This is a genomic window from Streptomyces sp. SCSIO 30461 (assembly GCF_037023745.1).
Classification (GTDB): Bacteria; Actinomycetota; Actinomycetes; order Streptomycetales; family Streptomycetaceae; genus Streptomyces.
This window is the reverse complement of record NZ_CP146101.1, coordinates 7,297,850-7,321,811: the sequence shown is the minus strand read 5'-3', so window position 1 is coordinate 7,321,811 and position 23,962 is coordinate 7,297,850. Positions and strand designations below refer to the sequence as shown.

The 23,962-nt window shown below is 70.3% G+C and carries 23 protein-coding genes; 17 read left to right on the top strand and 6 right to left on the bottom strand.

All coding sequences use genetic code 11. The features are described from left to right. Positions 1-21 precede the first annotated feature (21 nt). The 3 genes from V1460_RS32805 to V1460_RS32795 all read left to right on the top strand — a co-directional run bounded on the left by V1460_RS32805 (position 22) and on the right by V1460_RS32795 (position 2,204). Positions 22-1,248 (top strand): alpha/beta hydrolase, encoded by a 1,227-nt coding sequence (locus V1460_RS32805; RefSeq protein WP_338677225.1) that lies wholly within the window; start codon positions 22-24, stop codon positions 1,246-1,248. Next, positions 1,223-1,777, top strand: coding sequence for a tRNA (adenosine(37)-N6)-threonylcarbamoyltransferase complex ATPase subunit type 1 TsaE (gene tsaE / locus V1460_RS32800; RefSeq protein WP_338677224.1), 555 nt, complete (start codon positions 1,223-1,225; stop codon positions 1,775-1,777). Before V1460_RS32805 ends, tsaE begins: the two co-directional genes overlap by 26 nt. A gap of 205 nt (positions 1,778-1,982) precedes the next feature. After that, complete coding sequence (locus tag V1460_RS32795) at positions 1,983-2,204, top strand: hypothetical protein (protein WP_338677223.1); 222 nt, start codon at positions 1,983-1,985, stop codon at positions 2,202-2,204. An 84-nt stretch (positions 2,205-2,288) separates the two neighbouring features. Here the strand turns inward: V1460_RS32795 and V1460_RS32790 are convergent, their stop codons facing one another. Beyond that, positions 2,289-2,852, bottom strand: a complete 564-nt coding sequence (locus V1460_RS32790; protein WP_338677222.1) for a L,D-transpeptidase — start codon at positions 2,850-2,852, stop codon at positions 2,289-2,291. Positions 2,853-2,956: 104 nt separating this feature from the next. Here V1460_RS32790 and tsaB point away from each other — a divergent pair, with 104 nt between their 5' ends. From tsaB to V1460_RS32765, 5 genes are all read left to right on the top strand, one after another. Further along, positions 2,957-3,610, top strand: coding sequence for a tRNA (adenosine(37)-N6)-threonylcarbamoyltransferase complex dimerization subunit type 1 TsaB (gene tsaB / locus V1460_RS32785; protein ID WP_338677221.1), 654 nt, complete (start codon positions 2,957-2,959; stop codon positions 3,608-3,610). A 62-nt stretch (positions 3,611-3,672) separates the two neighbouring features. Next, entirely contained in the window at positions 3,673-4,209 is a 537-nt protein-coding gene (rimI, locus tag V1460_RS32780; RefSeq protein ID WP_338678307.1) for a ribosomal protein S18-alanine N-acetyltransferase, read from the top strand. Beyond that, positions 4,202-5,371, top strand: a complete 1,170-nt coding sequence (gene tsaD, locus V1460_RS32775; protein ID WP_338677220.1) for a tRNA (adenosine(37)-N6)-threonylcarbamoyltransferase complex transferase subunit TsaD — start codon at positions 4,202-4,204, stop codon at positions 5,369-5,371. Before rimI ends, tsaD begins: the two co-directional genes overlap by 8 nt. Next, entirely contained in the window at positions 5,368-5,637 is a 270-nt protein-coding gene (locus V1460_RS32770; protein ID WP_338677219.1) for a hypothetical protein, read from the top strand. Before tsaD ends, V1460_RS32770 begins: the two co-directional genes overlap by 4 nt. Positions 5,638-5,724: 87 nt before the next feature. After that, positions 5,725-6,600 carry a polysaccharide deacetylase family protein gene (locus V1460_RS32765; protein WP_338677218.1) on the top strand — a complete coding sequence of 292 codons (876 nt, stop codon included), beginning with the start codon at positions 5,725-5,727 and terminating at the stop codon, positions 6,598-6,600. Positions 6,601-6,766: 166 nt separating this feature from the next. Here V1460_RS32765 and V1460_RS32760 read toward each other — a convergent pair whose 3' ends face one another. Continuing rightward, complete coding sequence (locus V1460_RS32760) at positions 6,767-7,996, bottom strand: THUMP-like domain-containing protein (RefSeq protein WP_338677216.1); 1,230 nt, start codon at positions 7,994-7,996, stop codon at positions 6,767-6,769. 118 nt (positions 7,997-8,114) lie between these two features. Between V1460_RS32760 and V1460_RS32755 the strand changes: the two genes are divergently transcribed. The 3 genes from V1460_RS32755 (at position 8,115) to groL (ending at position 11,469) form a co-directional block, all read left to right on the top strand. Continuing rightward, a complete protein-coding gene (locus tag V1460_RS32755; RefSeq protein WP_338677215.1) occupies positions 8,115-9,023 on the top strand; it encodes a polysaccharide deacetylase family protein in 909 nt (302 codons plus the stop codon). 373 nt (positions 9,024-9,396) lie between these two features. Then, complete coding sequence (gene groES, locus V1460_RS32750; RefSeq protein ID WP_190121666.1) at positions 9,397-9,705, top strand: co-chaperone GroES; 309 nt, start codon at positions 9,397-9,399, stop codon at positions 9,703-9,705. A 141-nt stretch (positions 9,706-9,846) separates the two neighbouring features. Beyond that, positions 9,847-11,469, top strand: a complete 1,623-nt coding sequence (groL, locus tag V1460_RS32745) for a chaperonin GroEL (protein WP_338677214.1) — start codon at positions 9,847-9,849, stop codon at positions 11,467-11,469. 151 nt (positions 11,470-11,620) lie between these two features. Here the strand turns inward: groL and V1460_RS32740 are convergent, their stop codons facing one another. Next, positions 11,621-12,313: an ester cyclase gene (locus V1460_RS32740; protein WP_338677213.1), complete on the bottom strand. Its 693-nt coding sequence runs from the start codon at positions 12,311-12,313 to the stop codon at positions 11,621-11,623. A 73-nt stretch (positions 12,314-12,386) separates the two neighbouring features. Next, on the bottom strand, positions 12,387-13,160 hold the full coding sequence (locus tag V1460_RS32735) for an SDR family oxidoreductase (RefSeq protein ID WP_338677212.1): 774 nt from the start codon (positions 13,158-13,160) through the stop codon (positions 12,387-12,389). A gap of 646 nt (positions 13,161-13,806) precedes the next feature. On the opposite strand from V1460_RS32735, the gene V1460_RS32725 reads away from it, so the two are divergent. Continuing rightward, positions 13,807-14,703, top strand: a complete 897-nt coding sequence (locus tag V1460_RS32725) for a LysR family transcriptional regulator (protein WP_338678306.1) — start codon at positions 13,807-13,809, stop codon at positions 14,701-14,703. Between the two features lie 118 nt (positions 14,704-14,821). On the opposite strand, the gene V1460_RS32720 is transcribed toward V1460_RS32725, so the two are convergent. Beyond that, positions 14,822-15,154: a WhiB family transcriptional regulator gene (locus tag V1460_RS32720; RefSeq protein ID WP_338677211.1), complete on the bottom strand. Its 333-nt coding sequence runs from the start codon at positions 15,152-15,154 to the stop codon at positions 14,822-14,824. Between the two features lie 381 nt (positions 15,155-15,535). Here V1460_RS32720 and V1460_RS32715 point away from each other — a divergent pair, with 381 nt between their 5' ends. The 4 genes from V1460_RS32715 (at position 15,536) to V1460_RS32700 (ending at position 20,058) form a co-directional block, all read left to right on the top strand. Continuing rightward, the gene (locus tag V1460_RS32715; protein ID WP_003948568.1) at positions 15,536-16,147 is read left to right on the top strand and encodes a response regulator transcription factor; all 612 of its coding nucleotides are present in this window, start codon (positions 15,536-15,538) and stop codon (positions 16,145-16,147) included. Between the two features lie 391 nt (positions 16,148-16,538). Then, positions 16,539-17,126: a sigma-70 family RNA polymerase sigma factor gene (locus V1460_RS32710; protein ID WP_338677210.1), complete on the top strand. Its 588-nt coding sequence runs from the start codon at positions 16,539-16,541 to the stop codon at positions 17,124-17,126. 187 nt (positions 17,127-17,313) lie between these two features. Continuing rightward, positions 17,314-18,816: an IMP dehydrogenase gene (gene guaB, locus V1460_RS32705; RefSeq protein WP_338677209.1), complete on the top strand. Its 1,503-nt coding sequence runs from the start codon at positions 17,314-17,316 to the stop codon at positions 18,814-18,816. 117 nt (positions 18,817-18,933) lie between these two features. Continuing rightward, the gene (locus V1460_RS32700; protein ID WP_338677208.1) at positions 18,934-20,058 is read left to right on the top strand and encodes a GuaB3 family IMP dehydrogenase-related protein; all 1,125 of its coding nucleotides are present in this window, start codon (positions 18,934-18,936) and stop codon (positions 20,056-20,058) included. 529 nt (positions 20,059-20,587) lie between these two features. Here the strand turns inward: V1460_RS32700 and V1460_RS32695 are convergent. Further along, on the bottom strand, positions 20,588-21,829 hold the full coding sequence (locus V1460_RS32695; protein WP_338677207.1) for a nucleotide sugar dehydrogenase: 1,242 nt from the start codon (positions 21,827-21,829) through the stop codon (positions 20,588-20,590). Between the two features lie 221 nt (positions 21,830-22,050). On the opposite strand from V1460_RS32695, the gene V1460_RS32690 reads away from it, so the two are divergent. Further along, positions 22,051-23,766: a glycerol-3-phosphate dehydrogenase/oxidase gene (locus tag V1460_RS32690; protein ID WP_338677206.1), complete on the top strand. Its 1,716-nt coding sequence runs from the start codon at positions 22,051-22,053 to the stop codon at positions 23,764-23,766. The last annotated feature ends 196 nt before the right edge of the window (positions 23,767-23,962 follow it).

The window sequence follows — 23,962 nt, the reverse complement described above, 5'->3', positions numbered from 1 at the left end:
CGACCTATAGGAGCAGGCACGGTGAGCGAGAGCAGCGCGGGGGACGTGGCGGCGGCGGTGACCGACGCGGCCACGGGCAACTGGCGCCGGGCGGGCTTCGCCGGCGCCGCCATAGGGGTGATCGCCGCCGGTGCGGCGGCGGGCGTCGCCATAGAGCGGATGACCGTGGGCCGCGGGATGCGACGCAAGGCACGGCTCGCGCTGGACGCCTCGGGCCCCTATGGGTCGCTGCGCGGCACACCGGGCCGGGCCACGTCGGACGACGGTACGACCCTCTACTACGAGACCGACGAGGTCGATCCGGACGCGGGAGGTGTCGGACCGCGCAGGCGCAGGCTGTTCGGCCGCAAGTCGCCGGCGCCGGTCACCGTCGTGTTCAGCCACGGCTACTGCCTCAGCCAGGACTCCTGGCACTTCCAGCGAGCCGCGCTGCGCGGGCTGATCCGCACCGTCCACTGGGATCAGCGCAGCCATGGGCGTTCGGGGCGCGGCATGGACCAGTCCGGGCCGGACGGGACCGCGGTCTCGATCGACCAACTCGGCCGGGATCTGAAGGCGGTCATCGACGCGGCGGCTCCCGAGGGCCCGTTGGTGCTGGCGGGCCACTCGATGGGCGGGATGACGATGATGGCGCTGGCCGAGTCGTACCCCGAGCTGATCCGGGAGCGGGTGGTCGGCGTCGCGTTCGTGGGGACGTCGGCCGGACGGCTCGGCGAGGTGAACTACGGCTTGCCGGTCGCGGGTGTGAACGTGGTGCGGCGGGTGCTGCCGGGAGTGCTGAAGGCGCTGGGCTCCCAGGCGGATCTGGTCGAGCGCGGGCGGCGGGCGACGGCGGATCTGTTCGCGGGGCTGATCAAGCGCTACTCGTTCAGCTCGAAGGACGTGGATCCGGCGGTGGCCCGGTTCGCCGAGCGCATGATCGAGGGCACCCCGATCGATGTGGTCGCCGAGTTCTACCCGGCTTTCGCCGAGCATGACAAGGCGGCGGCGCTGGAGGTCTTCCAGGAGGTCCCGGTGCTGGTCCTGGCCGGGGATCGGGATCTGGTCACGCCCAGCACGCACAGTGAGGCGATCTCGGATCTGCTGCCCGACTCCGAACTGGTGATCGTCCCGGATGCCGGCCATCTGGTGATGCTGGAGCATCCGGTGGTGGTCACCGACCGGCTTGCCGACCTGCTGGTGCGGGTCGGGGCGGTTCCGGCAGCGGCTAACGTTGGCACGTATGGAAGCACCGCAGAGCCAGGCTGACACGACCGCGACCGCGACCGCGACCGCGGCCGCCGTACCGACCGCGGCCGCCGCCCGTCTCACCCTCACCTCCCCGGACCGGATGCAGGAGCTGGGCCGCCGACTGGCCGGGCTGCTGCGGCCCGGTGACCTCGTCATGCTCAGTGGTGAGCTCGGCGCGGGCAAGACGACCCTGACCCGCGGACTCGGCGAGGGCCTCGGGGTGCGCGGCGCCGTGACCTCGCCGACGTTCGTCATCGCCCGGGTGCACCCGTCACTGGTCGGCGGCCCGGCCCTGGTCCATGTGGACGCGTACCGGTTGGGCGGGGGGCTGGACGAGATGGAGGACCTGGACCTCGATGTCTCGCTGCCGGATTCCGTGGTGGTCGTGGAGTGGGGCGACGGCAAGGTCGAAGAGCTCTCCGACGACCGGCTGCATGTGGTGATCCACCGGGTCGTCGGCAGCACGGACGACGAGCGCCGCACGGTCACCCTCACGGGGATCGGTCCCCGCTGGACCGGCGCCGGTCTTGCCGGGCTCGCCGCCTGAGAGTCCGAACGGCCTGCGTCCCTTGCTCTGCCTCCGTCGAGCCGCGTCCGTCGAGCCGCGTCTTCGTGGCGCGGTCCGTTTGTGTACGTTCCGACAAGACGTCGGCAAAATGTTGCGCCCCTGGCTGCGGGCGTGGTCACATGGATGATGAGATCAGGTTAGGTCTACCTAACCGTGCCTGCCCCCGGAGCACCAGGAGGCATCCATGTCCGCGCCCGAGCACGAGGCGACCGGTCCCCGCTCGCGGCCCCGGTCCCCGTCCGCACCCTCTGCCGTGTCGATGCGGGATCTGCTGGCGTCGTGCGCGGCTGCCAGCGCGGTCTCGACCCCGCCACGCGAGCACGGAGGCGGCTCCGCAGATCCGTCGTCAGGCGCCGTGAGGCCCACGAGCGCCGCGGAACACGAGGAGCAGCGCCACGCGGCGTAGCACGATCGGGTGGTTTGCGCCGCCGCTCCCGCCTGATGACCAAGGCCCTGGGTCCGCCTCCTGGGGAACCGGGAGCAGCGGGCGCTACGGGACGACGACGACCTTGGTCTCGATCACCGCGAAGTCCCACATGGCGTCGCCGTCCGCGCGCTTCATCCGCACGCCGCCGGTCTTGCGGGACGGGTCCGGATACGGCATCGACCCGTCCACCGCGGCACTGAACCCGATGCTCACCCCGTCGACGGTCGCGAACCGCACGACGTGCTCGATCGGCACCCCGTCCGAGCCGCGGATGTCGGCGCTGCGCGAGGTCACCTCATACGTCCCGGGCAGCGGGCTCACCGTGCTCGGCGCGACGGGGAACGTATGCGTCGCCTTGCCGTCGGCGCCGACCAGCCAGACCCGCCGCTCGCCCAGCGCGTACACCACCCGCACGCCCTTGCCGGACTTCGCGGGCACGGCGAGGGGATCGGGCCGCGGCTGGTCCGCGGCGCTGCCGGGCGGCTCCGCGCCGGGGGAGTGCCCTGCCGTGGCGGGCCGACCGAGGTCGTCGGGGACGTTCGCGGACGCCTGGTAGGCGAGGAAGCCGACCACGGCGAGCGCCGCCGCGGTGAGCCCGGCCACCATTCCCGAGCTGCTCCTGGCCACCCTGCTCCCCTTGTCTGCTCTGCTGCGTACGCGGCTGACGGTAGCAGCAGGGGCCGCCCGTCACAGGACGCCGTGCCCGGCTGTCGTGGCCGTAGGCTGTTCGCGTGCTCTTGCTCGCCGTTGATACCGCCACCCCAGCCGTCACCGCCGCCCTCCACGACGGCACATCCGTCGTCGCCGAGGCCACATCGACCGACGCCCGCCGACATGGGGAACTCCTGCTGCCCGCAGTCGACCGCGTCCTCGCGGACGCGGGGCTGGCGCTGGACGCCGTCACGGAACTCGTGGTCGGCATCGGTCCAGGACCGTACACCGGGCTGCGGGTCGGCCTGGTGACGGCCACGACCTTCGGCTCGGCACTCGGCGTTCCGGTGCACGGGCTGTGCACGCTGGACGGCCTCGCCTACGCCGCCGGGATCGAGGGGCCGTTCGCGGTGGCGACCGACGCGCGCCGCAAGGAGGTCTACTGGGCGCGCTACGACGGCTTCCGCAACCGGGTGGGCGAACCGGCCGTCGACCGCCCCGCGGAGATCGCCGACCGTCTCGCCGGGCTGCCGGTGGTCGGCGCGGGCGCGCTGCTCTACCCGGAGTCCTTCCCCGACGCCCGCGGCCCGGAGCACCAGTCGGCCGCCGCGCTGGCGTCGCTCGCCGCGGAGAAGCTCACCTCCGGTGAGGAGCTGCTGCCGCCCAGGCCGCTCTATCTGCGCCGTCCGGACGCCCAGGTGCCCAAGAACTACAAGGTGGTCACGCCGTCGTGAGCGGCGGGCACGACACGACCGCCGCGCTGCGGCCCACCGGGGCGCCGGCGGTACTGCGTGAGATGCGCTGGTGGGACATCGAGCCGGTGCTGAAGCTGGAACACGACCTCTTCCCCGAGGACGCCTGGTCCCCGGGGATGTTCTGGTCGGAGCTCGCCCACGCACGCGGACCCGGCGCCACCCGCCACTACGTCGTCGCCGAGACGGGAGCGCCCGGGAGCGGCCGGATCGTCGGCTACGCGGGCCTGGCCGCCGCCGGTGGGCTCGGGGACGTACAGACCATCGCCGTCGCCCGCGAGCAGTGGGGCACCGGACTCGGCGCGCGGCTGCTCACCGACCTGCTCCAGCAGGCCACCGCGAGCGAATGCGAAGAGGTGCTCCTGGAAGTGCGCGTCGACAACACCCGGGCGCAGAAGCTGTACGAGCGCTTCGGCTTCGAGCCGATCGGGTTCCGCCGCGGCTACTACCAGCCCGGCAACATCGACGCCCTCGTGATGCGCCTGAGCGTCCGCGACGCGGGCGCCCCCGACACCCTCTCGGGCGCTCCCTCGGACCGACCCGTACACGGCCACGTACAAGGAACTGATAACCATGGCTGACGAACCGCTCGTGCTCGGCATCGAGACGTCCTGCGACGAGACGGGCGTCGGCATCGTCCGCGGCACCACCCTGCTCGCCGACGCCATCGCCTCCAGCGTCGACGAGCACGCACGCTTCGGCGGAGTCGTACCCGAGGTCGCCTCGCGCGCGCACCTGGAGGCGATGGTCCCGACGATCGAGCGCGCCCTGAAGGAGGCCGGGGTCACCGCGAGGGACCTGGACGGGATCGCCGTGACGGCCGGCCCCGGGCTCGCGGGTGCGCTGCTGGTGGGGGTGTCGGCGGCGAAGGCGTACGCGTATGCCCTGGGCAAGCCGCTCTACGGGGTGAACCACCTAGCCTCGCACATCTGCGTGGACCAGCTGGAGCACGGGCCGCTGCCCGAGCCCACCATGGCGCTGCTGGTCTCGGGCGGTCACTCGTCGCTGCTGCTCGCTCCCGACATCACCAGCGATGTACGGCCGATGGGCGCCACCATCGACGACGCGGCGGGTGAGGCCTTCGACAAGATCGCACGCGTGCTCCAGCTGGGCTTCCCGGGCGGGCCCGTCATCGACCGGCTGGCGAGGGAGGGAGATCCGGGGGCGATCGCGTTCCCGCGCGGTTTGAGCGGTCCGCGCGACCCCGCGTACGACTTCTCCTTCTCCGGGCTCAAGACCGCTGTGGCCCGCTGGATCGAGGCCAAGCGCAACGCGGGCGAGGAGGTGCCCGTACGGGATGTGGCCGCCTCCTTCCAGGAGGCCGTGGTGGATGTGTTGACCCGCAAGGCGGTCCGGGCCTGCAAGGACGAGGGCGTCGACCATCTGATGATCGGCGGCGGTGTGGCGGCGAACTCGCGGCTGCGCGCCCTGGCCCGGGAGCGGTGCGATGCGGCCGGTATCCGGCTGCGGGTGCCGCGTCCCAAGCTGTGCACGGACAACGGTGCGATGGTGGCCGCGCTGGGCGCGGAGATGGTGGCACGCAACAGGCCGCCGTCGGACTGGGAGCTGTCGGCCGACTCGTCGCTGCCGGTGACCGATCCGCATGTGCCGGGCGCGCATTCCGCTCAGGCTCACGGCCATGACCACGGCCATGACCACGGCCATGACCACGGCCATGACCACGGCCATGACCACGGCCATGACCATCTGCATGAGCTCAGCAAGGACAATCTGTACTCATGACGGTCGTCACCTTGATGTGGGAGGCGCGCGCGGCCGATGGCCGGGGCACCGAGCTGCTCGACTGGGCCCGCGCGAGCGAGCTGCCGGGTGTGCCGCCCCTGCGTCGTGAGACCTTCCGCGCGCCTGGGGGCCGTGTTCTGGTCCTGACCTGGTGGGCGGCGCGGCCCGAGTCGGAGGCGCTGCCCGAACTGCCCGACCCCGCACCGGAGCTGATCAGTCGGCCGGTGCACCGCTGGCGCTTCGAGTCCGTCGACTTCCCCATGTGACGCACACTCAAGCAACCCCGCACGCCTGTTCGTCATCCATCAGAGCGGAGAGATCGGTCGAACGGCGTACGAACATGGGGTGCTGGGGTGGGCGGGAACAGCGTGGGACGGCGGTGGACCGCGGGGGTGCTTCTCGCGGCGGTGCTGATACCGGGACTCATATCAGGGTGTTCGACCACATCGGAGGCCACTCCGTCGTCACGCGCGAGCCGACCGGGCGCCGACTCCGCGTCGCAGCCTGCCGAGGGGACCTCCTCCCAGGGCGCCGACGCGGTGGGCAGCGCCGCGGCGTACCGGAAGTGGGGCATCCCGCCGCTGGCCGCGCCGCCCGCACCGCCGAAGACCAAGCCGTTGATCCTGCGCGCGGGTGGCGGGATACCCGTGATCAGCGACATACCGGTGAAGGACAAGGTCGTGTTCATCACCGTCGATGACGGGGCCGAGAAGGACCCGGAGTTCCTGACGATGATGAAGGAGCTGAAGGTCCCCTTCTCGATGTTCCTCACCGACTCGGCCATCAGCAGCGACTACGGCTATTTCGACCGGCTCCGGAAGCTGGGCAACGGAGTCCACAATCACACCCTGACCCACCCCGACCTGCGGACCCTGGACGCGGCGGCTCAGAAGCGTGAGATCTGCGGCCAGCAGGACAAGCTCAAGGCCCGCTACGGAACGGCACCGCGCCTCCTGCGCCCGCCCTACGGCAACTGGAACGAGGACACCCGCGCCGCCGCCATGGCCTGCGGAGCCGAGGCGATCGTGCTGTGGCGCGAGTCGATGCAGATCAAGAACATGCAGTACCAGCGCGGCGACAAGAAGCTGCACCCCGGCGACATCATCCTGGCCCACTTCCGCGGCCCGTCCGACCTCAAGGGGACGACCATGACCGAGATGACGGCGCATCTGCTGCGCCGCATCCAGGAGCAGGGCTTCACGGTCGCGCGCCTGGAGGACTACCTCTGAGGCACGGGGGCGATGCCCGGGCCGGCGGGCCGATCTGCCGACCCGCATCGGACTGGACCTGAAGCGCGTTGCGGAAGTTGCTCGCCGATCGGGCGGCGGTGCTCGGGGGTCTCACCACGCGGCCGATCGGGGTACGCGGGCTGCTGGCCCCCGGTCGTGACCCGGGCTACGCCACCGGCCCGCCGATCAGCATCGTCGGCGCCCCGGCCACCCTCGTCAGGAACACGGTCGCCGCGTTCGGCCCGCTCGGCTTGACCTTGCGGCGCACCTCCTCCGGCTCGACCGCCGAGCCGCGCTTCTTCACGGTCAGGTTGCCGACGCCGCGTTCGCGCAGCAGCGCCTTCAGCTTCTTGAGATTGAACGGCAGTTCGTCGGTGATCTCGTAGGCCGTCGCATACGGGGTCGGGCGCAGCTCGTCGGCGGTGACGTAGGCGATGGTCGGGTCGATCAGCCCGCCCCCCAGCTCGTCGGCGACCTCGGCGACCAGGTGCGCGCGGATCACGGCGCCGTCGGGCTCGTACAGATAGCGGCCCATCGGGCGGACCTCGGGATCCGGCAGTCCACGGCCGACCAGCGTCGCACCCGATGGGAGGAGGGTGGCGCGGCGAGCCCCCGGAGTGATGGCCTCGGGGCGGCCCTCGTCGTGCCAGAGCACGGCTTCCTTCACGTCGCCGCCGTCCGAGATCCACTCCGCCTCGAAGTCGGCGGGGATCAGCTCGTGCGGGACACCGGGGGCGATCTTGACGGCTCCGGTGCCGACCCGGCGCACCGCGTCGATCGCCCAGGACAGCGGCGGGGAGTAGCCCTCCGGGTCGAAGATCCGCCCGCCACCGCCGCGCCCGCCCCGACTGCCGCCTTTGCCGCCGCGCCTGGCCGGGTCGATGAAGACCGCTTCCGTGCCGGTCAGGTCGTACTCCAGGACGTCCGTGCAGCTGACTGTGATCAGCGGGGTCCCTTCCACCACCATGCCTACGTTGATCAGGGCGGCCTCGGCGGTCAGCGGGTCCATGTCGACCGCTTCGACGACGAAGCCTTCGCGGGCCAGTGCGATCGCGTCGCCGCCGATTCCGCAGCAGAGATCGGTCACCTGGACGGGGCCGATGTCCCGGAACCGCGAGGCGCGGTAGGCGGCCACGGTGCGACGGGTGGACTGCTCGACCCCGTTCGGAGTGAAGTACATCCGGTACGCGTCGTCGGCGCCGAACTTGGCCACCGCCCGCTGCCGCAGCCGTGCCTGGGCGAGCGCCGCCGAGACCAGCTCGGCCGGGTGCTCGCGGCGGAGCCTGGTGGCCACGGCGAGCTCCTGGGCGGGGTCGTGGTCGCGCAGGACGGCCAGCAGTGCCTGCCCTTCGGTGCTCAGCAGCGGCCCGAGGTGGGGGAAGGAGACGTCGTTCACACGGCCATTGTCGGCCAGTCGGGGGATGGCGCGGCGTCCGGTGGCGGTGTCGGAGCCGTATGGGCGCCCGGCGCTGACAGGATGCCCGGATATGGGACTAGTACGACAAAACGCAAAAATGACGAAAGGTTGGCGGCGTGGGGCGCTGGTGCTGACCGCGCTGGTCGTCGCCGCGATCGGTGGGAACTGCGCCGTCAGCGGGAGCTGTACGAGTGGGAACACGTCGGGTCCCGGGTCCCACACCTTGTACGGGGCACCGGGTGCCGCGGGGGCGCCCGGGGCGCCCGGCGGGCGCATGGGGAAGCCGGCGTCCGGCGCCCAGGCGGCGGCGGCCAGGTACTGGGGACTCGACGAGCCGCCGCTCGTCCCGCCCCCGCCGCCGGACGAGAAGCCGGAGCTCACCACCCGCGAGGGCTTCGAGGTCCGCGACCACGACGGCCTCCCACCGGTCTTCACCACCGTCCCGACCGACGACCGGGTCGTCTTCCTCACGATCGACGACGGAGCCGAGAAGGACCCCGCGCTGTTGCGGATGATGAGTGATCTGGGGATCCCGTACAGCGCCTTCCTCACCGACTACCTGGCCCGGGGCGACTACTCTTACTTCGGCCGGATGCAGGAACGCGGGGTGGTGCTGAACAACCACACCCTCACTCACGCCTATCTGCGCGGGCGGCCCTACCAGGCCCAGCGCCGGGAGATCTGCGGCCAGCAGGACCGGATGGAGGAGGAGTTCGGTGAGCGGCCCCGGCTCTTCCGTCCGCCCTACGGCGCCTACGACCGGAACACGCTGCGGGCCGCCGAATCATGCGGGATCGAAGCCGTGCCGCTCTGGGCGGCGGAGGCGTTCGCGGACCGTATGGAGTGGCGGGAGGCGGACCGGGAACTCCGCCCCGGCGACATCATCCTCACCCACTTCAGGGGCGAGGCGGAGTGGCGGACCCGGATGCCGGAACTGATCCGGCGGGTCATGAACCTGATCACCGAGCGGGGATACGCGGTGGCGCGGCTGGAGGACTACGTCTGAGGGCTGCCCCCTGAAGCCGGCGTCGTGATGCCCGTCCGCTGGGGATCAGGGGCATTCGGGGGCAGCACTCAGTCGGGGAGCCGTGAAACGGGGACTTCGGGTGGCATGGAACGCGGCCGCCGGCCCGGCCGTTGTGCAGACCGGACACGCCCTCGGGAGCCCCCCGAGGGTAGACGGTGCGAACCGCCACACGGCGCTGATTGGCACTCCGCTTGACCGAGTGCTAATCGCGGCCATAGTCTCGGCTCTGGCACTCCCCGCAGGAGAGTGCCAACACAGCGACGGGCAGGTCCGGCACCCGCGACGACGGATCCACCTGGTCGCCACCTCAGACAGTTAACCCCGTGAGATCTCCGAAGGGGGAGGTCGGATCGTGACGACCACCAGCTCCAAGGTTGCCATCAAGCCGCTTGAGGACCGCATCGTGGTCCAGCCGCTGGACGCCGAGCAGACCACGGCCTCTGGCCTGGTCATCCCGGACACCGCCAAGGAGAAGCCCCAGGAGGGCGTCGTCCTGGCCGTCGGCCCGGGCCGCTTCGAGAACGGCGAGCGCCTGCCGCTCGACGTCAAGACCGGCGATGTCGTGCTCTACAGCAAGTACGGCGGCACCGAGGTGAAGTACAACGGCGAGGAGTACCTCGTCCTCTCGGCTCGCGACGTGCTCGCGATCATCGAGAAGTAAGTCACCCGGCAGTTTTGCCCTGAGCCGCGCCCTGGCCCCCGTGTCTGAGAAGCCGGGTCGCCGGGGCGCGGTTCGTTTTTCGCGATGGCGGCTGTCCCAGGAGGCAGCCGGGGATCGCAACGAGAGGACTTGAGAAGCTCCATGGCGAAGATCCTGAAGTTCGACGAGGACGCCCGTCGCGCCCTTGAGCGCGGCGTCAACAAGCTCGCCGACACGGTCAAGGTGACGATCGGCCCCAAGGGCCGCAACGTCGTGATCGACAAGAAGTTCGGCGCCCCCACCATCACCAACGACGGTGTCACCATCGCCCGTGAGGTGGAGATCGAGGACCCGTACGAGAACCTCGGCGCCCAGCTGGTGAAGGAGGTGGCGACCAAGACCAACGACATCGCGGGTGACGGCACCACCACCGCCACCGTGCTCGCCCAGGCCCTGGTGCGCGAGGGTCTGCGCAACGTCGCAGCGGGCGCCTCCCCGGCCGCCCTGAAGAAGGGCATCGACGCCGCCGTCAAGGCCGTATCCGACGACCTGATCGCCACCGCGCGCCCGATCGAGGAGAAGTCCGACATCGCCGCCGTCGCCGCGCTGTCCGCCCAGGACCAGCAGGTCGGCGAGCTCATCGCCGAGGCGATGGACAAGGTCGGCAAGGACGGTGTCATCACCGTCGAGGAGTCCAACACCTTCGGTCTGGAGCTGGACTTCACCGAGGGCATGGCCTTCGACAAGGGCTACCTGTCGCCGTACATGGTCACCGACCCGGAGCGTATGGAAGCCGTCCTCGACGACCCGTACATCCTGATCCACCAGGGCAAGATCTCCGCGATCACGGATCTGCTGCCGCTACTGGAGAAGATCATCCAGGCCGGTGGCTCCAAGCCGCTGCTGATCATCGCCGAGGACGTCGAGGGCGAGGCCCTGTCCACGCTCGTCGTCAACAAGATCCGCGGCACCTTCAACGCGGTCGCGGTCAAGGCGCCCGGCTTCGGCGACCGCCGCAAGGCGATGCTCCAGGACATGGCCACCCTCACCGGTGCCACCGTCATCGCCGAGGAGGTCGGCCTCAAGCTCGACCAGGCCGGTCTGGACGTGCTGGGTACCGCCCGCCGCATCACCGTCACCAAGGACGACACCACGATCGTCGACGGCGGTGGCAAGAGCGAGGACGTGTCCGGCCGCGTCGCGCAGATCAAGGCCGAGATCGAGACCACGGACTCCGACTGGGACCGCGAGAAGCTCCAGGAGCGCCTCGCGAAGCTGGCCGGCGGCGTGTGCGTGATCAAGGTCGGCGCCGCCACCGAGGTGGAGCTGAAGGAGAAGAAGCACCGTCTGGAGGACGCCATCTCCGCGACCCGCGCCGCGGTCGAGGAGGGCATCGTCTCCGGTGGTGGCTCCGCGCTGGTGCACGCCGTCAAGGTGCTCGAGGGCAACCTCGGCAAGGACGGTGACGAGGCCACCGGTGTCGCGGTCGTCCGCCGCGCCGCCGTCGAGCCGCTGCGCTGGATCGCCGAGAACGCCGGCCTCGAGGGCTACGTCATCACCGCCAAGGTGTCGGAGCTGGAGAAGGGTCAGGGCTTCAACGCCGCGACCGGCGAGTACGGCGACCTGGTGAAGGCCGGAGTCATCGACCCGGTCAAGGTCACCCGCTCCGCGCTGGAGAACGCCGCGTCGATCGCCTCCCTGCTGCTCACCACCGAGACCCTCGTGGTGGAGAAGAAGGAAGAGGAGCCGGCGGACGCGGGCCACGGTCACGGCCACTCCCACTGAGCTGAGCCGCCGCGCTGAGCTGAGCCGCCGAGGCGGCCCCGCCCCGTAGTGGTGTGCACGAGCCCCCGGTCCCTGGAGTCTCCAGGGACCGGGGGCTCGTGCCGTATTCCCTGCGGCGCACCGCGTGCACGCTGCGCCGCCTGTGTGACGCCTACATCTCCAGCACCCCGAGCTGGCCCATCAGGCCCAGCCGGTCGTACTGCCACCAGCTCTCGCAGATCATGCCTTCGCGGAACCGATGGGTGGTCGTCCCGGTCATGGTGCACTGCCTGCCGGTCGGCTCGACGCCCATGAACTCCCCGTTGTGGCGCCCGTTCCAGGTCCAGCGGGTGGTGACGCGATCGCCTTCCGCGATCTGGTCCTCCAGCTCGATGGTGAAGTCGAACCCCGCGCTCCACCGGGCGACTTCGCGCAGGAAGGCGTCGATGCCGACGAGGTCGGCGGGGTTGGACGGATCGTGGTTCCGGTAGTCGTGGGTCAGCAACTCACGCAGCAGCTCCGGATTCCCCGCGATGCAGTCCAGGAAGAACCTGCGGCTCGCGCCCTTGTTCAGCTGCTCGTCCCTGACCACGTCCAGATCGGTGAACGTCGGCATGCCGTCGCACAGCTCCACCATCTTCTGGAAGTTCCGTTCGGTCTCGGGCAGGTTCGAGTTCCTCATCGCGTCTTCGTACGAGGGGAACTCGACCAGCTCGATCACATGGGCCGAATCAGAGCGGTCCTTGGCGACCAGGCTGTGGGTCGCGGTGCGCTTGCCGCCGGTCTGCTCGACCCAGGTGTCCAGGAGCCGGTTGAGCTCGTCCAGGCGCTCCGTTTTGCATTCGATCATTTGCACGAACGTCATGGCGTCCCCCTGAGGGTCGCTGGGGATCACTGGGATACGTCCATTTTAGTGAAGTTCGCGCTGGTTGGTCTGATCAGTTGGGTCCGTACTTGCGGCCCGCCCGTGAACTGAACCCGCCCAGCAGTCCCCGGGGCGCCAGCTTCACCACGCCCATCAGCGCCTTGTAGCGCGGATCGGGGATGGACAGCGACTTCCCGCGCGCCAGATCGGACACCGCCGTTGCCACCAGCTTGTCGGCGTCCAGCCACATCCAGTCGGGAATGTTGGACGTCCCCATCCCGGCCCGCTCATGGAACTCGGTGCGGACGAATCCGGGGCACAGCGCCATCAGCCGCACCCCGGTACCCGCGAGGTCGCGGGCCGCGCCCTGGGTGAACTGCACGACCCAGGCCTTGGACGCCCCGTAGGTGCCCCGGGGCAGGAACGCGGCCACCGACGCCACGTTCACCACTCCGCCGCGGCCTCGCTCCCGCATCGGCTGGACGGCCGCCGAGGTCAGCCGCAGCACCGCCTCGCAGTGCACCTTCAGCATCCGGAGCTCGTCCGCCATGGGCACTTCGAGATAGCGCCCCTTGTTGCCGAACCCTGCGTTGTTCACCAGGAGGTCCACCGGGCGTCTGCGATCGCCGAGCCGGGCCTCCACCGACTCGATGCCCGCCTCCTCCGCCAGATCGGCGGTCAGCACTTCCGCCTCGATGCCGTGCCGGTCGTGCAGTTCGGTCGCCTGCTCCCGGAGCCGCTTGGTGTCGCGGGCCACCAGGACCAGGTCGTGTCCGTCCGCGGCCAGTCGCCGCGCGAACGCGGCGCCGATGCCGGCGGTCGCGCCGGTGATGAGTGCTGTCGTCATGTACGGCACGTTAGTGCCCGCTGCGTATGTGCGGCATACGGGCAGTCGCGCTGCGCCGTACAGGTGACACGGCCCGGCGCACGCCTCATGGTGCCTATGCGGAGCCGCACTTGGCCGCGTACTTCCGCGCGGTGTCGAGCAGCTCGGACCCCATGCACTCGGCCGCCACCGGGGTGCGCGGCGGGAGGGCGCGTGCGGGGGCCTCCCGGGCGAAGGCCCGGGGGAGTCACGGCCGGGACCAGCAGGGCCACCGCGATGTCGTGGTCCGGGCGGTGCGCGACCTCGATCGGATCGCCGGCCCGGACGGTCCCGGGCTCGATCGCCCGGAGCGGCGCCCCCGGTGCCGCCGTCCGGGTGAATCGCCGGACCCAGCCCCGCTCGCCGAGGTGCCCCTGGAGCTGGCGAAGTCCGCCTCGGCGCCGCTGCGGGCGACGCCTTCGGGGCCGGGCGCGAAAACCCGTACGGCGCCGTCGGCCGGGCGTTCGTCGATGCCGGTGATGCCGCCTGTGGCATCGGTGTCCTCGACGGCTTCGGCCCGGCCCGCATCCGCTGGCAGGAGCTTCGTATGTATGACGCCAACCCAGCGTTCTCAAAGTCTCCGTCGAATAAAGAGCTGGAAGTCCAAGCAGGTCTTATGCTTCCTACTGTGATCGAAGCCCGACATCTCCGCATCCTGCGTACGGTCGCCGCGACCGGCTCCTTCTCGGCGGCGGCCCGCGAGCTGGGCTGCACCCAGCCCGCGGTCAGCCAGCAGATGAAGGCGCTCGAAAACTCGGTCGGCACACCTCTGCTGGTCCGGGCGACCGGTCGCGAGATGCGGCTCACCGAGGCCGGTGAGGTGCTGGTACGCCACGCGGTGGGCATCCTCGCCGGGCTCACCGCCGCGGAGGAGGAGGTGGCGGCGATTGCGGGGCTTCGTGCCGGCCGGGTCCGGCTGGTGTCGTTCCCGAGCGGCAACTCCACCCTGGTGCCGACCGCGCTCGCCGCGCTGCGAGCGGCGCATCCGGGCACCCGGGTCTCGCTCGTGGAGGCGGAGCCGCCGCGCTCGGAGGCGATGCTGCGTGAGGGTGACGCGGACGTGGCCCTCGCCTTCCGCTACGGCGGCGGCGCGGCCGCCGAGTGGGAGGACTTGGTGGTCCGCCCGCTGATGGGCGACCGGCTCGTCGGCTTGGTGCCCGACGGCCACCGGCTGGCCGGTGCCGGCACGGTGGCCATCGCGGATCTGGCGGACGAGCCCTGGATCGCGGGCTGCCCGCGTTGCCGCCGCCAGCTTGTCGCCGTCTGCGAGGAGGCCGGGTTCACCCCGAGGATCGATTTCGCCACGGACGACTACCCGGCCGTGGCCGGACTCGTGGGCGCCGGCCTCGGTGTGGCCGTACTCCCCGAGCTCGCGCTTGATTCGGTGCGGCCCAAGGGGGTCCGCACCGTCACCGTGGAGCCCGCCGTGCACCGTGAGATCGTCGCGCTGACCCTGCCGGATCTGGTCCGGGTACCCGCGGTGGCCGCCATGCTGGAGCGGCTGGCCGGTGCCGCGGCACGCTGAAGCGGCGCCGCACCGCCTTGCCGTGAGGGGTGGCGAGTTCAGCACGAATTCCCGGCGGGCGCGGAAGCGGACGCCGTTGCAGGAACGTTTCTTCGTCTATTCGGTGCCGGCTGATGGATCAGGTGGGCCCACCGCCCGTCGCGCCGCCTGCGCTCGATGCCGGAATCAGCCGATTCCGTGCCCGCCCCATGAGCTCCTCACGCTCGTCCTCGGTCAGTCCGCCCCACACCCCGTAGGGCTCCCGCACCGCCAGCGCGTGCGCCGCACACTCGGCGCGCACCGGACATCTCATGCAGACCTCTTTCGCCGAGTTCTCGCGCGCGCTCCTCGCCGCGCCGCGTTCCCCCTCTGGATGGAAGAAGAGTGAGCTGTCTACCCCACGGCACGCTGCGAGCAGCTGCCAGTCCCACAGATCGGCGTTCGGTCCGGGAAGGCGGGAGAAATCTGCCATAGCGCATGTCCCCTTGTAGCCGTGCTGAGTGGATGTCTGAAGCTCCGACCGTACATCTACGGTGTTAGTAGATGTAAATATGACTCATTGCGAATCTAGCCACAGACACCAGCAAAAGGGAAGAAAAGCCGCTAAATGGGGCATAGGCCCCGCCGGGCTGGCTGCTGAGCCGTGTTGCTCTCCTCCGTACGTGGCTCCTCACGTAGAGTGCCGAAGGCGCTCGTCGCACCCGTAACTCTTTCGAGTGACCGTCGTTGAGAGTGCGGAGGCGGTTGAGAGAACAAGCACTCGGGCAGAGTCCGGGTGCGTCAACCGCACAGGTGACGATACGTAACCAGCCTGGAGGCTCAAGGTGACGCGCATCAGCTGCGGAGGGCGGCCATGACATCCGTCCTCGTCTGCGACGACTCCCCGCTCGCCCGAGAGGCGCTCCGCCGCGCGGTCGCAACCGTGCCCGGCGTAGAGCGCGTGACGACCGCGGCCAACGGCGAGGAAGTCCTCCGCCGATGGGGCGCCGACCGCTCGGACCTGATTCTGATGGACGTACGCATGCCCGGCCTGGGCGGCGTCGAGACGGTCCGTCGGCTGCTCTCCGCCGACCCCGGTGCCCGGATCATCATGCTCACGGTCGCCGAGGACCTCGACGGGGTGGCGCTCGCCGTGGCCGCCGGCGCCCGGGGTTATCTGCACAAGGACGCATCGCGCGCCGAGTTGCGGGCCACGGTGACCCAGGCGCTGGCCGACCCGACCTGGCGGCTTGCCCCGCGCAGGCTGCGGTCGGCCGAGATGGGTGCGGCTCCCACGCTGACGGCGCGGGAGATCCAGGTGCTCGAAGGCATGAGCCACGGCCGGTCGAATGCCGAGATCGGGCGCGAGCTGTTCCTCTCCGAGGACACGGTGAAGACCCACGCCAGGCGACTGTTCAAGAAGCTGGGCGCCTCGGACCGGGCGCACGCGGTGGCGCTCGGATTCCGCTGGGGCCTGGTTCGCTGAGCGGTGCCTGGTGAGGCCGGGTCCGTACCCGGTGAGCAGGTCCATGGTGCGCGCCCCTCGTGGTGGGGGCGCCACCGGGGAGTGGCAGTCACGGGGCGGGGCGCGGCGCAGGGAAGGGTGTCCGGCACGGCGCCCTGGGCCGTGCCATGAGTGTCGCGGCGAGTGGCATCGCCCACGCCCGCCGGTCGGCGGGCGTGGCGACCACGGGCCGTGGGCACACGTTTCCCGTGGGATGCCGCATCCTTGAGGTGTGGAGCTACTCGGGGACAGGTCGTTCGAGCGCAAGGGGAGGGCGCAGGAGATGACGTCCGGCGCACCTGCTCATAACGCTTCGGTGCACAACTATGGACGCGGTGCCATGGACCAGCGGCAGTCAAGGCACCATGGACCGATGCGCAGCGACGAGGCGGTGGATGCCCGCGGGGTGATCGGTGCACTCGTTCTGCGCGCCGTCGAAGGCGATGAGCAGGCGACACACGATCTGCTCGCGCATGTGCATCCCCTCGCGCTGCGCTACTGCCGTACGCGGCTCAGCCGGCTGCCTGGTGATGCTCGTCACTTCGTGGAGGACCTGGCACAGGAGGTCTGTGTCGCCGTCCTCATGGCGCTGCCTCGCTACCGCGATACGGGAAAGCCGTTCGAGGCGTTCGTCTTCGCGATCGCCGCCCACAAGGTCGCCGATCTCCAGCGTGCCGCCATGCGGCACCCGGGCTCCACGGCCGTACCGTCCGATGAGATGCCCGAGCGTCCCGACGATTCGCTCGGCCCCGAGGAGCGGGCGCTGCTCAGCGACGACGCGGAGTGGGCCAAGCGGCTGCTCGCCAATCTGCCGGAGAACCAGCGGGAGCTGCTGGTGTTGAGGGTGGCTGTGGGGCTGACCGCCGAGGAGACCGGGCAGATGCTGGGGATGTCGCCGGGTGCGGTACGGGTGGCCCAGCACCGGGCGCTCAGCAGGCTGAGGGCGCTCGCTGGACAGTAAGCAGCAGGGGCGGCCGAAGGGGTAGGGGGGAGGGCGAGTGAGCGGCGGCTGAGTGCAGCGGGATGAGCAGCCGTATGAACGTATGAACGTACAAAGCTGCTCGCTGATCTTGATCGTGGAATGGGACACGGGCGGATCCCGTTAGCATGGACATCCGCACCGATCAAGGCCATCTGGGGAAGGTGTCATGACTGCCAACGTCGACGGAGTGCCCGAGAAATTCGCGACACTCGGGCTGACCTACGACGATGTGCTCCTGCTGCCGGGCGCTTCGGAAATGGCGCCCGACCAGATCGACACCTCCTCGTTCATCTCGAAGAACGTCCGGGTGAACATCCCGTTGCTGTCCGCGGCCATGGACAAGGTCACCGAGTCGCGGATGGCCATCGCCATGGCCCGCCAGGGCGGCGTCGGCGTGCTGCACCGCAATCTCTCCATCACCGACCAGGCCAACCAGGTCGACCTGGTCAAGCGCTCCGAGTCCGGCATGGTCACCGATCCCGTCACGGTGCACCCGGACGCCACGCTGGCCGAGGCCGACGCCATCTGCGGCAAGTTCCGCATCAGCGGTGTCCCGGTCACCGACCAGGCGGGGAAGCTGCTCGGCATCGTCACCAACCGCGACATGGCCTTCGAGACCGACCGCTCCCAGCAGGTGCGGGACGTCATGACCCCGATGCCGCTGGTCACCGGCAAGGTCGGCATCTCCGGCGTGGACGCCATGGAGCTGCTGCGCCGCCACAAGATCGAGAAGCTGCCGCTCGTGGACGACCACGGCATCCTCAAGGGTCTGATCACGGTCAAGGACTTCGTCAAGGCCGAGAAGTACCCGAACGCGGCGAAGGACAAGGAGGGCCGACTGCTGGTCGGCGCTGCCGTCGGTGTCGCGGGCGATGCGTTCGAGCGTGCCCAGGCCCTGATCGAGGCCGGTGTCGACTTCATCGTCGTGGACACCGCCCACGGGCACTCCAAGCTGGTCGGCGACATGGTGGCCAAGATCAAGTCAAATGCGCCGGTGGATGTCATCGGCGGCAATGTCGCGACCCGCGACGGCGCCCAGGCGCTCATCGACGCCGGTGTCGACGGCATCAAGGTCGGCGTCGGCCCCGGTTCGATCTGCACCACCCGCGTCGTCGCCGGTATCGGCGTCCCGCAGGTCACCGCGATCTACGAGGCGTCCCTCGCCGCCAAGGCGGCAGGCGTCCCGGTCATCGGTGACGGCGGCCTCCAGTACAGCGGCGACATCGCCAAAGCCCTCGTCGCCGGTGCCGACACGGTGATGCTCGGTTCGCTGCTCGCGGGCTGCGAGGAGTCGCCGGGCGAGCTGCTGTTCATCAACGGCAAGCAGTTCAAGTCGTACCGCGGCATGGGCTCGCTCGGTGCCATGCAGTCCCGTGGCGAGCAGCGTTCCTTCTCCAAGGACCGCTACTTCCAGGAGGGCGTGGCGTCCGACGAGAAGCTGGTCCCCGAGGGCATCGAGGGCCAGGTGCCGTACCGCGGCCCGCTCTCCGCCGTGGTCCACCAGCTCGTCGGCGGCCTGCGCCAGTCGATGTTCTACGTCGGCGGGCGTACGGTGCCGGAACTCCAGGAGCGCGGCCGGTTCGTACGGATCACGTCCGCGGGGCTCAAGGAGAGCCACCCGCACGACATCCAGATGACGGTCGAGGCGCCGAACTACAGCAGGAAGTAACAGGAAGTAGCGGCGAGGTCGTTTCACCGGGGCGGTTCCTGGGATTCCCGGGACCGCCCCTGGCGTACGCGTCGGGGATACTGGTAGGCGCAGACGTAGAGGGAAAGGCCACACATCGTGACTGAGATCGAGATCGGGCGCGGCAAGCGCGGCCGCAGGGCGTACGCGTTCGACGACATCGCCGTCGTACCGAGCCGGCGCACCCGGGACCCGAAGGAGGTCTCGATCGCGTGGCAGATCGACGCCTACCGCTTCGAACTGCCCTTCCTGGCCGCCCCGATGGATTCGGTCGTCTCCCCGCAGACCGCGATCCGCATCGGTGAGCTCGGCGGTCTGGGCGTGCTCAACCTCGAAGGTCTCTGGACCCGCTACGAGGACCCGCAGCCGCTGCTGGACGAGATCGCGGAGCTGCCGGCCGAGAGCGCGACCCGCCGTCTCCAGGAGATCTACGCCGCGCCGATCAAGGAGGAGCTGATCGGGCAGCGCATCAAGGAGGTCCGCGATGCCGGGGTGGTCACAGCCGCCGCCCTGTCGCCACAGCGGACCGCCCAGTTCTCCAAGGCCGTCGTGGACGCGGGCGTGGACATCTTCGTCATCCGCGGCACCACGGTCTCCGCCGAGCACGTCTCGGGAGCCGCCGAGCCGCTCAACCTCAAGCAGTTCATCTACGAGCTCGACGTCCCGGTCATCGTGGGCGGCTGCGCCACCTACACCGCCGCGCTGCACCTGATGCGCACCGGTGCCGCGGGCGTCCTGGTCGGCTTCGGCGGCGGCGCCGCGCACACCACGCGGAACGTGCTGGGCATCCAGGTGCCGATGGCCACCGCGGTCGCGGATGTCGCCGCGGCACGCCGCGACTACATGGACGAGTCCGGCGGCCGGTACGTCCACGTCATCGCGGACGGCGGTGTCGGCTGGTCCGGCGACCTCCCGAAGGCCGTGGCCTGCGGCGCGGACGCCGTGATGATGGGCTCCCCGCTGGCCCGCGCCACCGATGCCCCCGGCCGGGGCCACCACTGGGGCATGGAGGCCGTCCACGAGGACGTCCCGCGCGGGAAGCTGGTCGACCTGGGCATCGTCGGTACGACCGAGGAGGTCCTGACCGGTCCTTCCCACAGCCCGGACGGGTCGATGAACTTCTTCGGCGCGCTGAAGCGTGCGATGGCGACGACGGGCTACAGCGAGCTGAAGGAGTTCCAGCGCGTCGAGGTGACCGTCGCGGACTCCCAGCACAAGCGCTAGCGCTCGGCGCCGTGCGGTGCGAGGCGGCAGTCGCCCCGCACCGCACGGCTAGGGCGTGTTGCGAAAGTTCCTCCTGACCCGCGACGCCTGGCACGCACGCTCGCTGCGTTGCCGGAGTCATCCACGTACGTCCAGTACGAGGATGATCCTCCGCCTTGCGATCGCACGCACCAGACGCCGCAGGCCCCGCCCTGCGGGCGGACGGAGCTACTTTCGCAACACGCCCTAGGTGGCACGGTGTGCGCCACGCCACGAAGCCGCGTGTCCTGCCCGAGCCGCGGCCCCTGGGGCCGCGTCGGGCGCGCTACGGGACCGGTGGGACGCGCTCGTACACGGTCACCCTCCGGCCGCGGAGCTGCTCGTCCGCCACCGGAGTGAAGTGCTCCTCCAGCACGGTGCTCCGTCGAGATGTTCTCGGCTACCTCTTCCGGTACTGCGCCCTGATCGAGAACGCCTCGGTCGGGGGCATCTCGAGGTGGCGGCCAGCCCCGCAAGTCACTGACGGGGTGGCAACCTTGGTGGCCGCGCCTCAGAGGCGGTGCGCCGCGCCCGCCGGGGACACCCCCCTGGTGTCGAGCAGCAACTGCGCCTTCACCGAGAGGCCTTGGAGGTCGTAGGTGCGGTGGTGCTGGAGCAGGATCGTCAGATCGGCGTCGGCGGCTGCCTCGTAGAGGAAGTCCGCACGGGGGACCGGGCGGCCTTGGACGCGCCAGTCGGGGACGTACGGGTCGTGGTAGCAGAGGGAAGCGCCCAGCTCCCGCAGCCGTTCGGCGATCTCGGGTGCGGGCGAGCCTTCGAGTCCGGCGAGGTCCGCGGTGCCGGTGACGCCCAGGAGCAGTACACGCGCGCCGCGCACGGACTTCCCGTGGTCGTTGAGCAGCGCGGCGCAGCGCTGGATGACATAACCGGGCATGCCCTCGTTGATCCGGCCGGCCAGTTCGACCAAGCGCAGGGGTCGGTGCGTGCCGATGGTGTCCAGAGGTTTGTCGTGCCCCCCGACACCGGGCCCCGGCCGGAAGGCATGGAAGCCGAACGGCTTGGTCTCGACGCAGCGGATGACGTCCCACAGATCGATGCCGAGGTCGTGGCAGAGCACCGACATCTCGTTGACCAGGGCGATGTTGACGTGCCGGAAGTTGGTTTCGAGCACCTTGACGGTCTCCGCCTCGCGTAGGCCGCGTGCCCTCACCACCTTGTCGGTGATACGCCCGTAGAACGCGGCGGCGGCTTCGGTGCAGGCCGGGGTGAGTCCCCCGATCACCTTGGGGGCCGCGGCGCAGCCGGGTGGGCGGTCGGCGGGGTCGAGCCGGCTCGGCGAGTGGGCGAGGGCGAAGTCACGACCCGCGCGGAGTCCGGATCCGCTTTCGAGGATGGCCCGCAGTCGGCCTTCCGTGGTGCCGGGCGGCACGGCGGACTCCAGCACCACGGTGGTGCGCGGGCGCAGTCGTGCGGCCAGTGCGTGAGCGGCCTCGTCGACGGCGCTCAGATCGGGGCGGCGGTCGGCGCCGAGTGGGGTGGGAGCGCAGATGACCGCGGTCCGGATCCGGCCGAGAGCACTCGGGTCGGTGGTCGGCCGGAAGCCGCCTGCGAGCATCCGGCGGATTCCGGCGGCGCTGAGTGAACCGTCCGCCGGAGAGCGCCCGGCGGCCAGTTCGGCGACGGGGCGTGGATCGGTGTCGTAGCCGATGGTCTCGATGCCGGCGGCCACGGCCGCGTGGGCGAGAGGCAGTCCGAGGTGGCCGAGTCCGATGACGGCGAGATCTGCTGGCATGGCCGTGGGCCGTCCTTCCCTGTAACCGAAGGGGACGCTGCTCGCAACTTCTGTGAGCCGGAACGAGCATGTGCAATGTCAGACTAGGAGTAAATATGACCGAAGTATGGCATTGCGCGTCGCTGGTGCTCCGAGTGTTGTCCACAGGCGGTGGCTGAAGCGGGGGAGTGCGGACAGAATCGAGGTGTGAGTCCCACCGATGGGGGCGACTGGAGGCAGCCGTGAGGACAGCGACACTGGGGCCCGCCGAGCGGGCGGAGGCACTCGCCGCGCTGGCGGAGCATGAGCTGGATGTGCTGGTCGTCGGCGCGGGTGTGGTCGGCGCGGGCACCGCATTGGACGCGGCGACGCGCGGGCTCTCCACCGGCCTGGTGGAGGCCCGGGACTGGGCGTCGGGCACCTCCAGCAGATCCAGCAAGCTCATCCACGGCGGACTGCGGTATCTGGAGATGCTGGACTTCGCACTCGTTCGGGAGGCGCTCAAGGAGCGGGGACTGCTGCTTGAGCGGCTTGCCCCGCACTTGGTGCGGCCCGTGCCCTTCCTGTATCCGCTCCGGCACAGGGGTTGGGAGCGGCTCTACGCCGGATCGGGTGTCGCGCTGTACGACGCCATGTCGGTTTCATCGGGCCGCGGCCGCGGCCGCGGTCTGCCCCTCCACCGCCACCTCAGCCGCACGCACGCCCTGCGCGTCGCGCCGTGCCTGCGCAAGGATGCGCTGGTGGGCGCTTTGCAGTACTACGACGCCCAGATGGACGACGCCCGCTTCGTGACCACCCTGGTGCGCACCGCGGCGAGCTACGGCGCCCTGGTCGCCAGCAGGGCGAGGGTCGTCGGTTTCCTGCGGGAGGGCGAGCGGGTCGTCGGCGCCCGTGTGCAGGACGTGGAGGCCGGCGGGGAGTACGAGATCAGGGCCAAGCAGATCGTCAACGCCACGGGGGTGTGGACCGACGACACCCAGGCGCTGATCGGCGAGCGCGGGCAGTTCCATGTCAGGGCTTCCAAGGGCATCCATCTGGTGGTGCCCAAGGACCGTATCCACTCCAGCACAGGGCTGATCCTGCGCACCGAGAAGTCCGTGCTCTTCGTCATCCCCTGGGGCCGGCACTGGATCATCGGGACCACGGACACCGACTGGGACCTGGACAAGGCGCACCCCGCCGCCTCAAGCGCCGATATCGACTATCTGCTCGAACACGTCAACTCCGTGCTGGCCGTGCCGCTCAGCCGTGACGACGTCCAGGGGGTGTACGCGGGCTTGCGACCGCTGCTCGCGGGCGAGTCGGAGGCCACAAGCAAGCTCACCCGGGAGCACACCGTGGCCCATACCGCCCCGGGGCTGGTCGTCGTCGCCGGCGGCAAGTACACGACCTACCGGGTGATGGCGAAGGACGCCGTGGACGAGGCGGTGCACGGCCTCGACCAGCGGGTCGCGTCCTGTGTCACGGAGGACGTGCCGCTGCTGGGGGCCGAGGGCTGTCGGGCGCTCTGGAACTCCCGGGCGAGGATCGCCGAGAGCACCGGGATCCATGTCGCCAGGGTGGAGCACCTGCTGGACCGCTTCGGTTCGATGACCGAGGAAGTGCTGGAACTCATAGCGAAGGATCCCGGGCTCGGCGAGCCGCTCGCCGCCGCCGACGACTATCTGCGGGCGGAGATCGTCTACGCCGCCTCTCACGAGGGCGCCCGCCATCTGGACGACGTTCTCACCCGGCGTACACGGATCTCGATCGAGACCTTCGACCGGGGCACGCGCAGCGCCAGGGAATGCGCCGAGCTGATGGCGCCGGTGCTCGGCTGGGACAAGGACCAGATAGAGAAGGAGATCGCGCACTACGAGAAGCGGGTGGAAGCAGAGCGGGAGTCCCAGCGGCAGCCGGACGACCTGACGGCCGACGCCGCACGGCTGGGGGCACCCGACATCGTTCCGCTCCAGTAGGCGGGATCAGCGTGTCCGCAGGGGTGTGTTGGGCTCGGTGTGCCCGGGCAGGTGTGTGCCACTCGGGCAGACTCCTGACGTACCGGCCGGTTCCCTCGTCTCCCGGTGTTTCGGATCGCGCCGCGGACCCCAACTCCTGGGAGGCGTGCGGAGTGCCCCTCCGCACGCCTGTACTGACGCACGGCGGACCCGGGAG

Bases quoted from the DNA above. Each gene is read 5' to 3' on its own strand.
- V1460_RS32755 (WP_338677215.1), top strand. From the start codon at position 8,115: ATGACGAAAGGTTGGCGGCGTGGGGCGCTGGTGCTGACCGCGCTGGTC.
- V1460_RS32720 (WP_338677211.1), bottom strand. From the start codon at position 15,154: ATGGCAGATTTCTCCCGCCTTCCCGGACCGAACGCCGATCTGTGGGAC.
- V1460_RS32770 (WP_338677219.1), top strand. From the start codon at position 5,368: ATGACGGTCGTCACCTTGATGTGGGAGGCGCGCGCGGCCGATGGCCGG.
- V1460_RS32735 (WP_338677212.1), bottom strand. From the start codon at position 13,160: ATGACGACAGCACTCATCACCGGCGCGACCGCCGGCATCGGCGCCGCG.
- groL (WP_338677214.1), top strand. From the start codon at position 9,847: ATGGCGAAGATCCTGAAGTTCGACGAGGACGCCCGTCGCGCCCTTGAG.
- V1460_RS32795 (WP_338677223.1), top strand. From the start codon at position 1,983: ATGTCCGCGCCCGAGCACGAGGCGACCGGTCCCCGCTCGCGGCCCCGG.
- V1460_RS32695 (WP_338677207.1), bottom strand. From the start codon at position 21,829: ATGCCAGCAGATCTCGCCGTCATCGGACTCGGCCACCTCGGACTGCCT.
- V1460_RS32715 (WP_003948568.1), top strand. From the start codon at position 15,536: ATGACATCCGTCCTCGTCTGCGACGACTCCCCGCTCGCCCGAGAGGCG.
- guaB (WP_338677209.1), top strand. From the start codon at position 17,314: ATGACTGCCAACGTCGACGGAGTGCCCGAGAAATTCGCGACACTCGGG.
- tsaD (WP_338677220.1), top strand. From the start codon at position 4,202: ATGGCTGACGAACCGCTCGTGCTCGGCATCGAGACGTCCTGCGACGAG.
- tsaE (WP_338677224.1), top strand. From the start codon at position 1,223: ATGGAAGCACCGCAGAGCCAGGCTGACACGACCGCGACCGCGACCGCG.
- rimI (WP_338678307.1), top strand. From the start codon at position 3,673: ATGCGCTGGTGGGACATCGAGCCGGTGCTGAAGCTGGAACACGACCTC.
- V1460_RS32710 (WP_338677210.1), top strand. From the start codon at position 16,539: ATGCGCAGCGACGAGGCGGTGGATGCCCGCGGGGTGATCGGTGCACTC.
- V1460_RS32740 (WP_338677213.1), bottom strand. From the start codon at position 12,313: ATGACGTTCGTGCAAATGATCGAATGCAAAACGGAGCGCCTGGACGAG.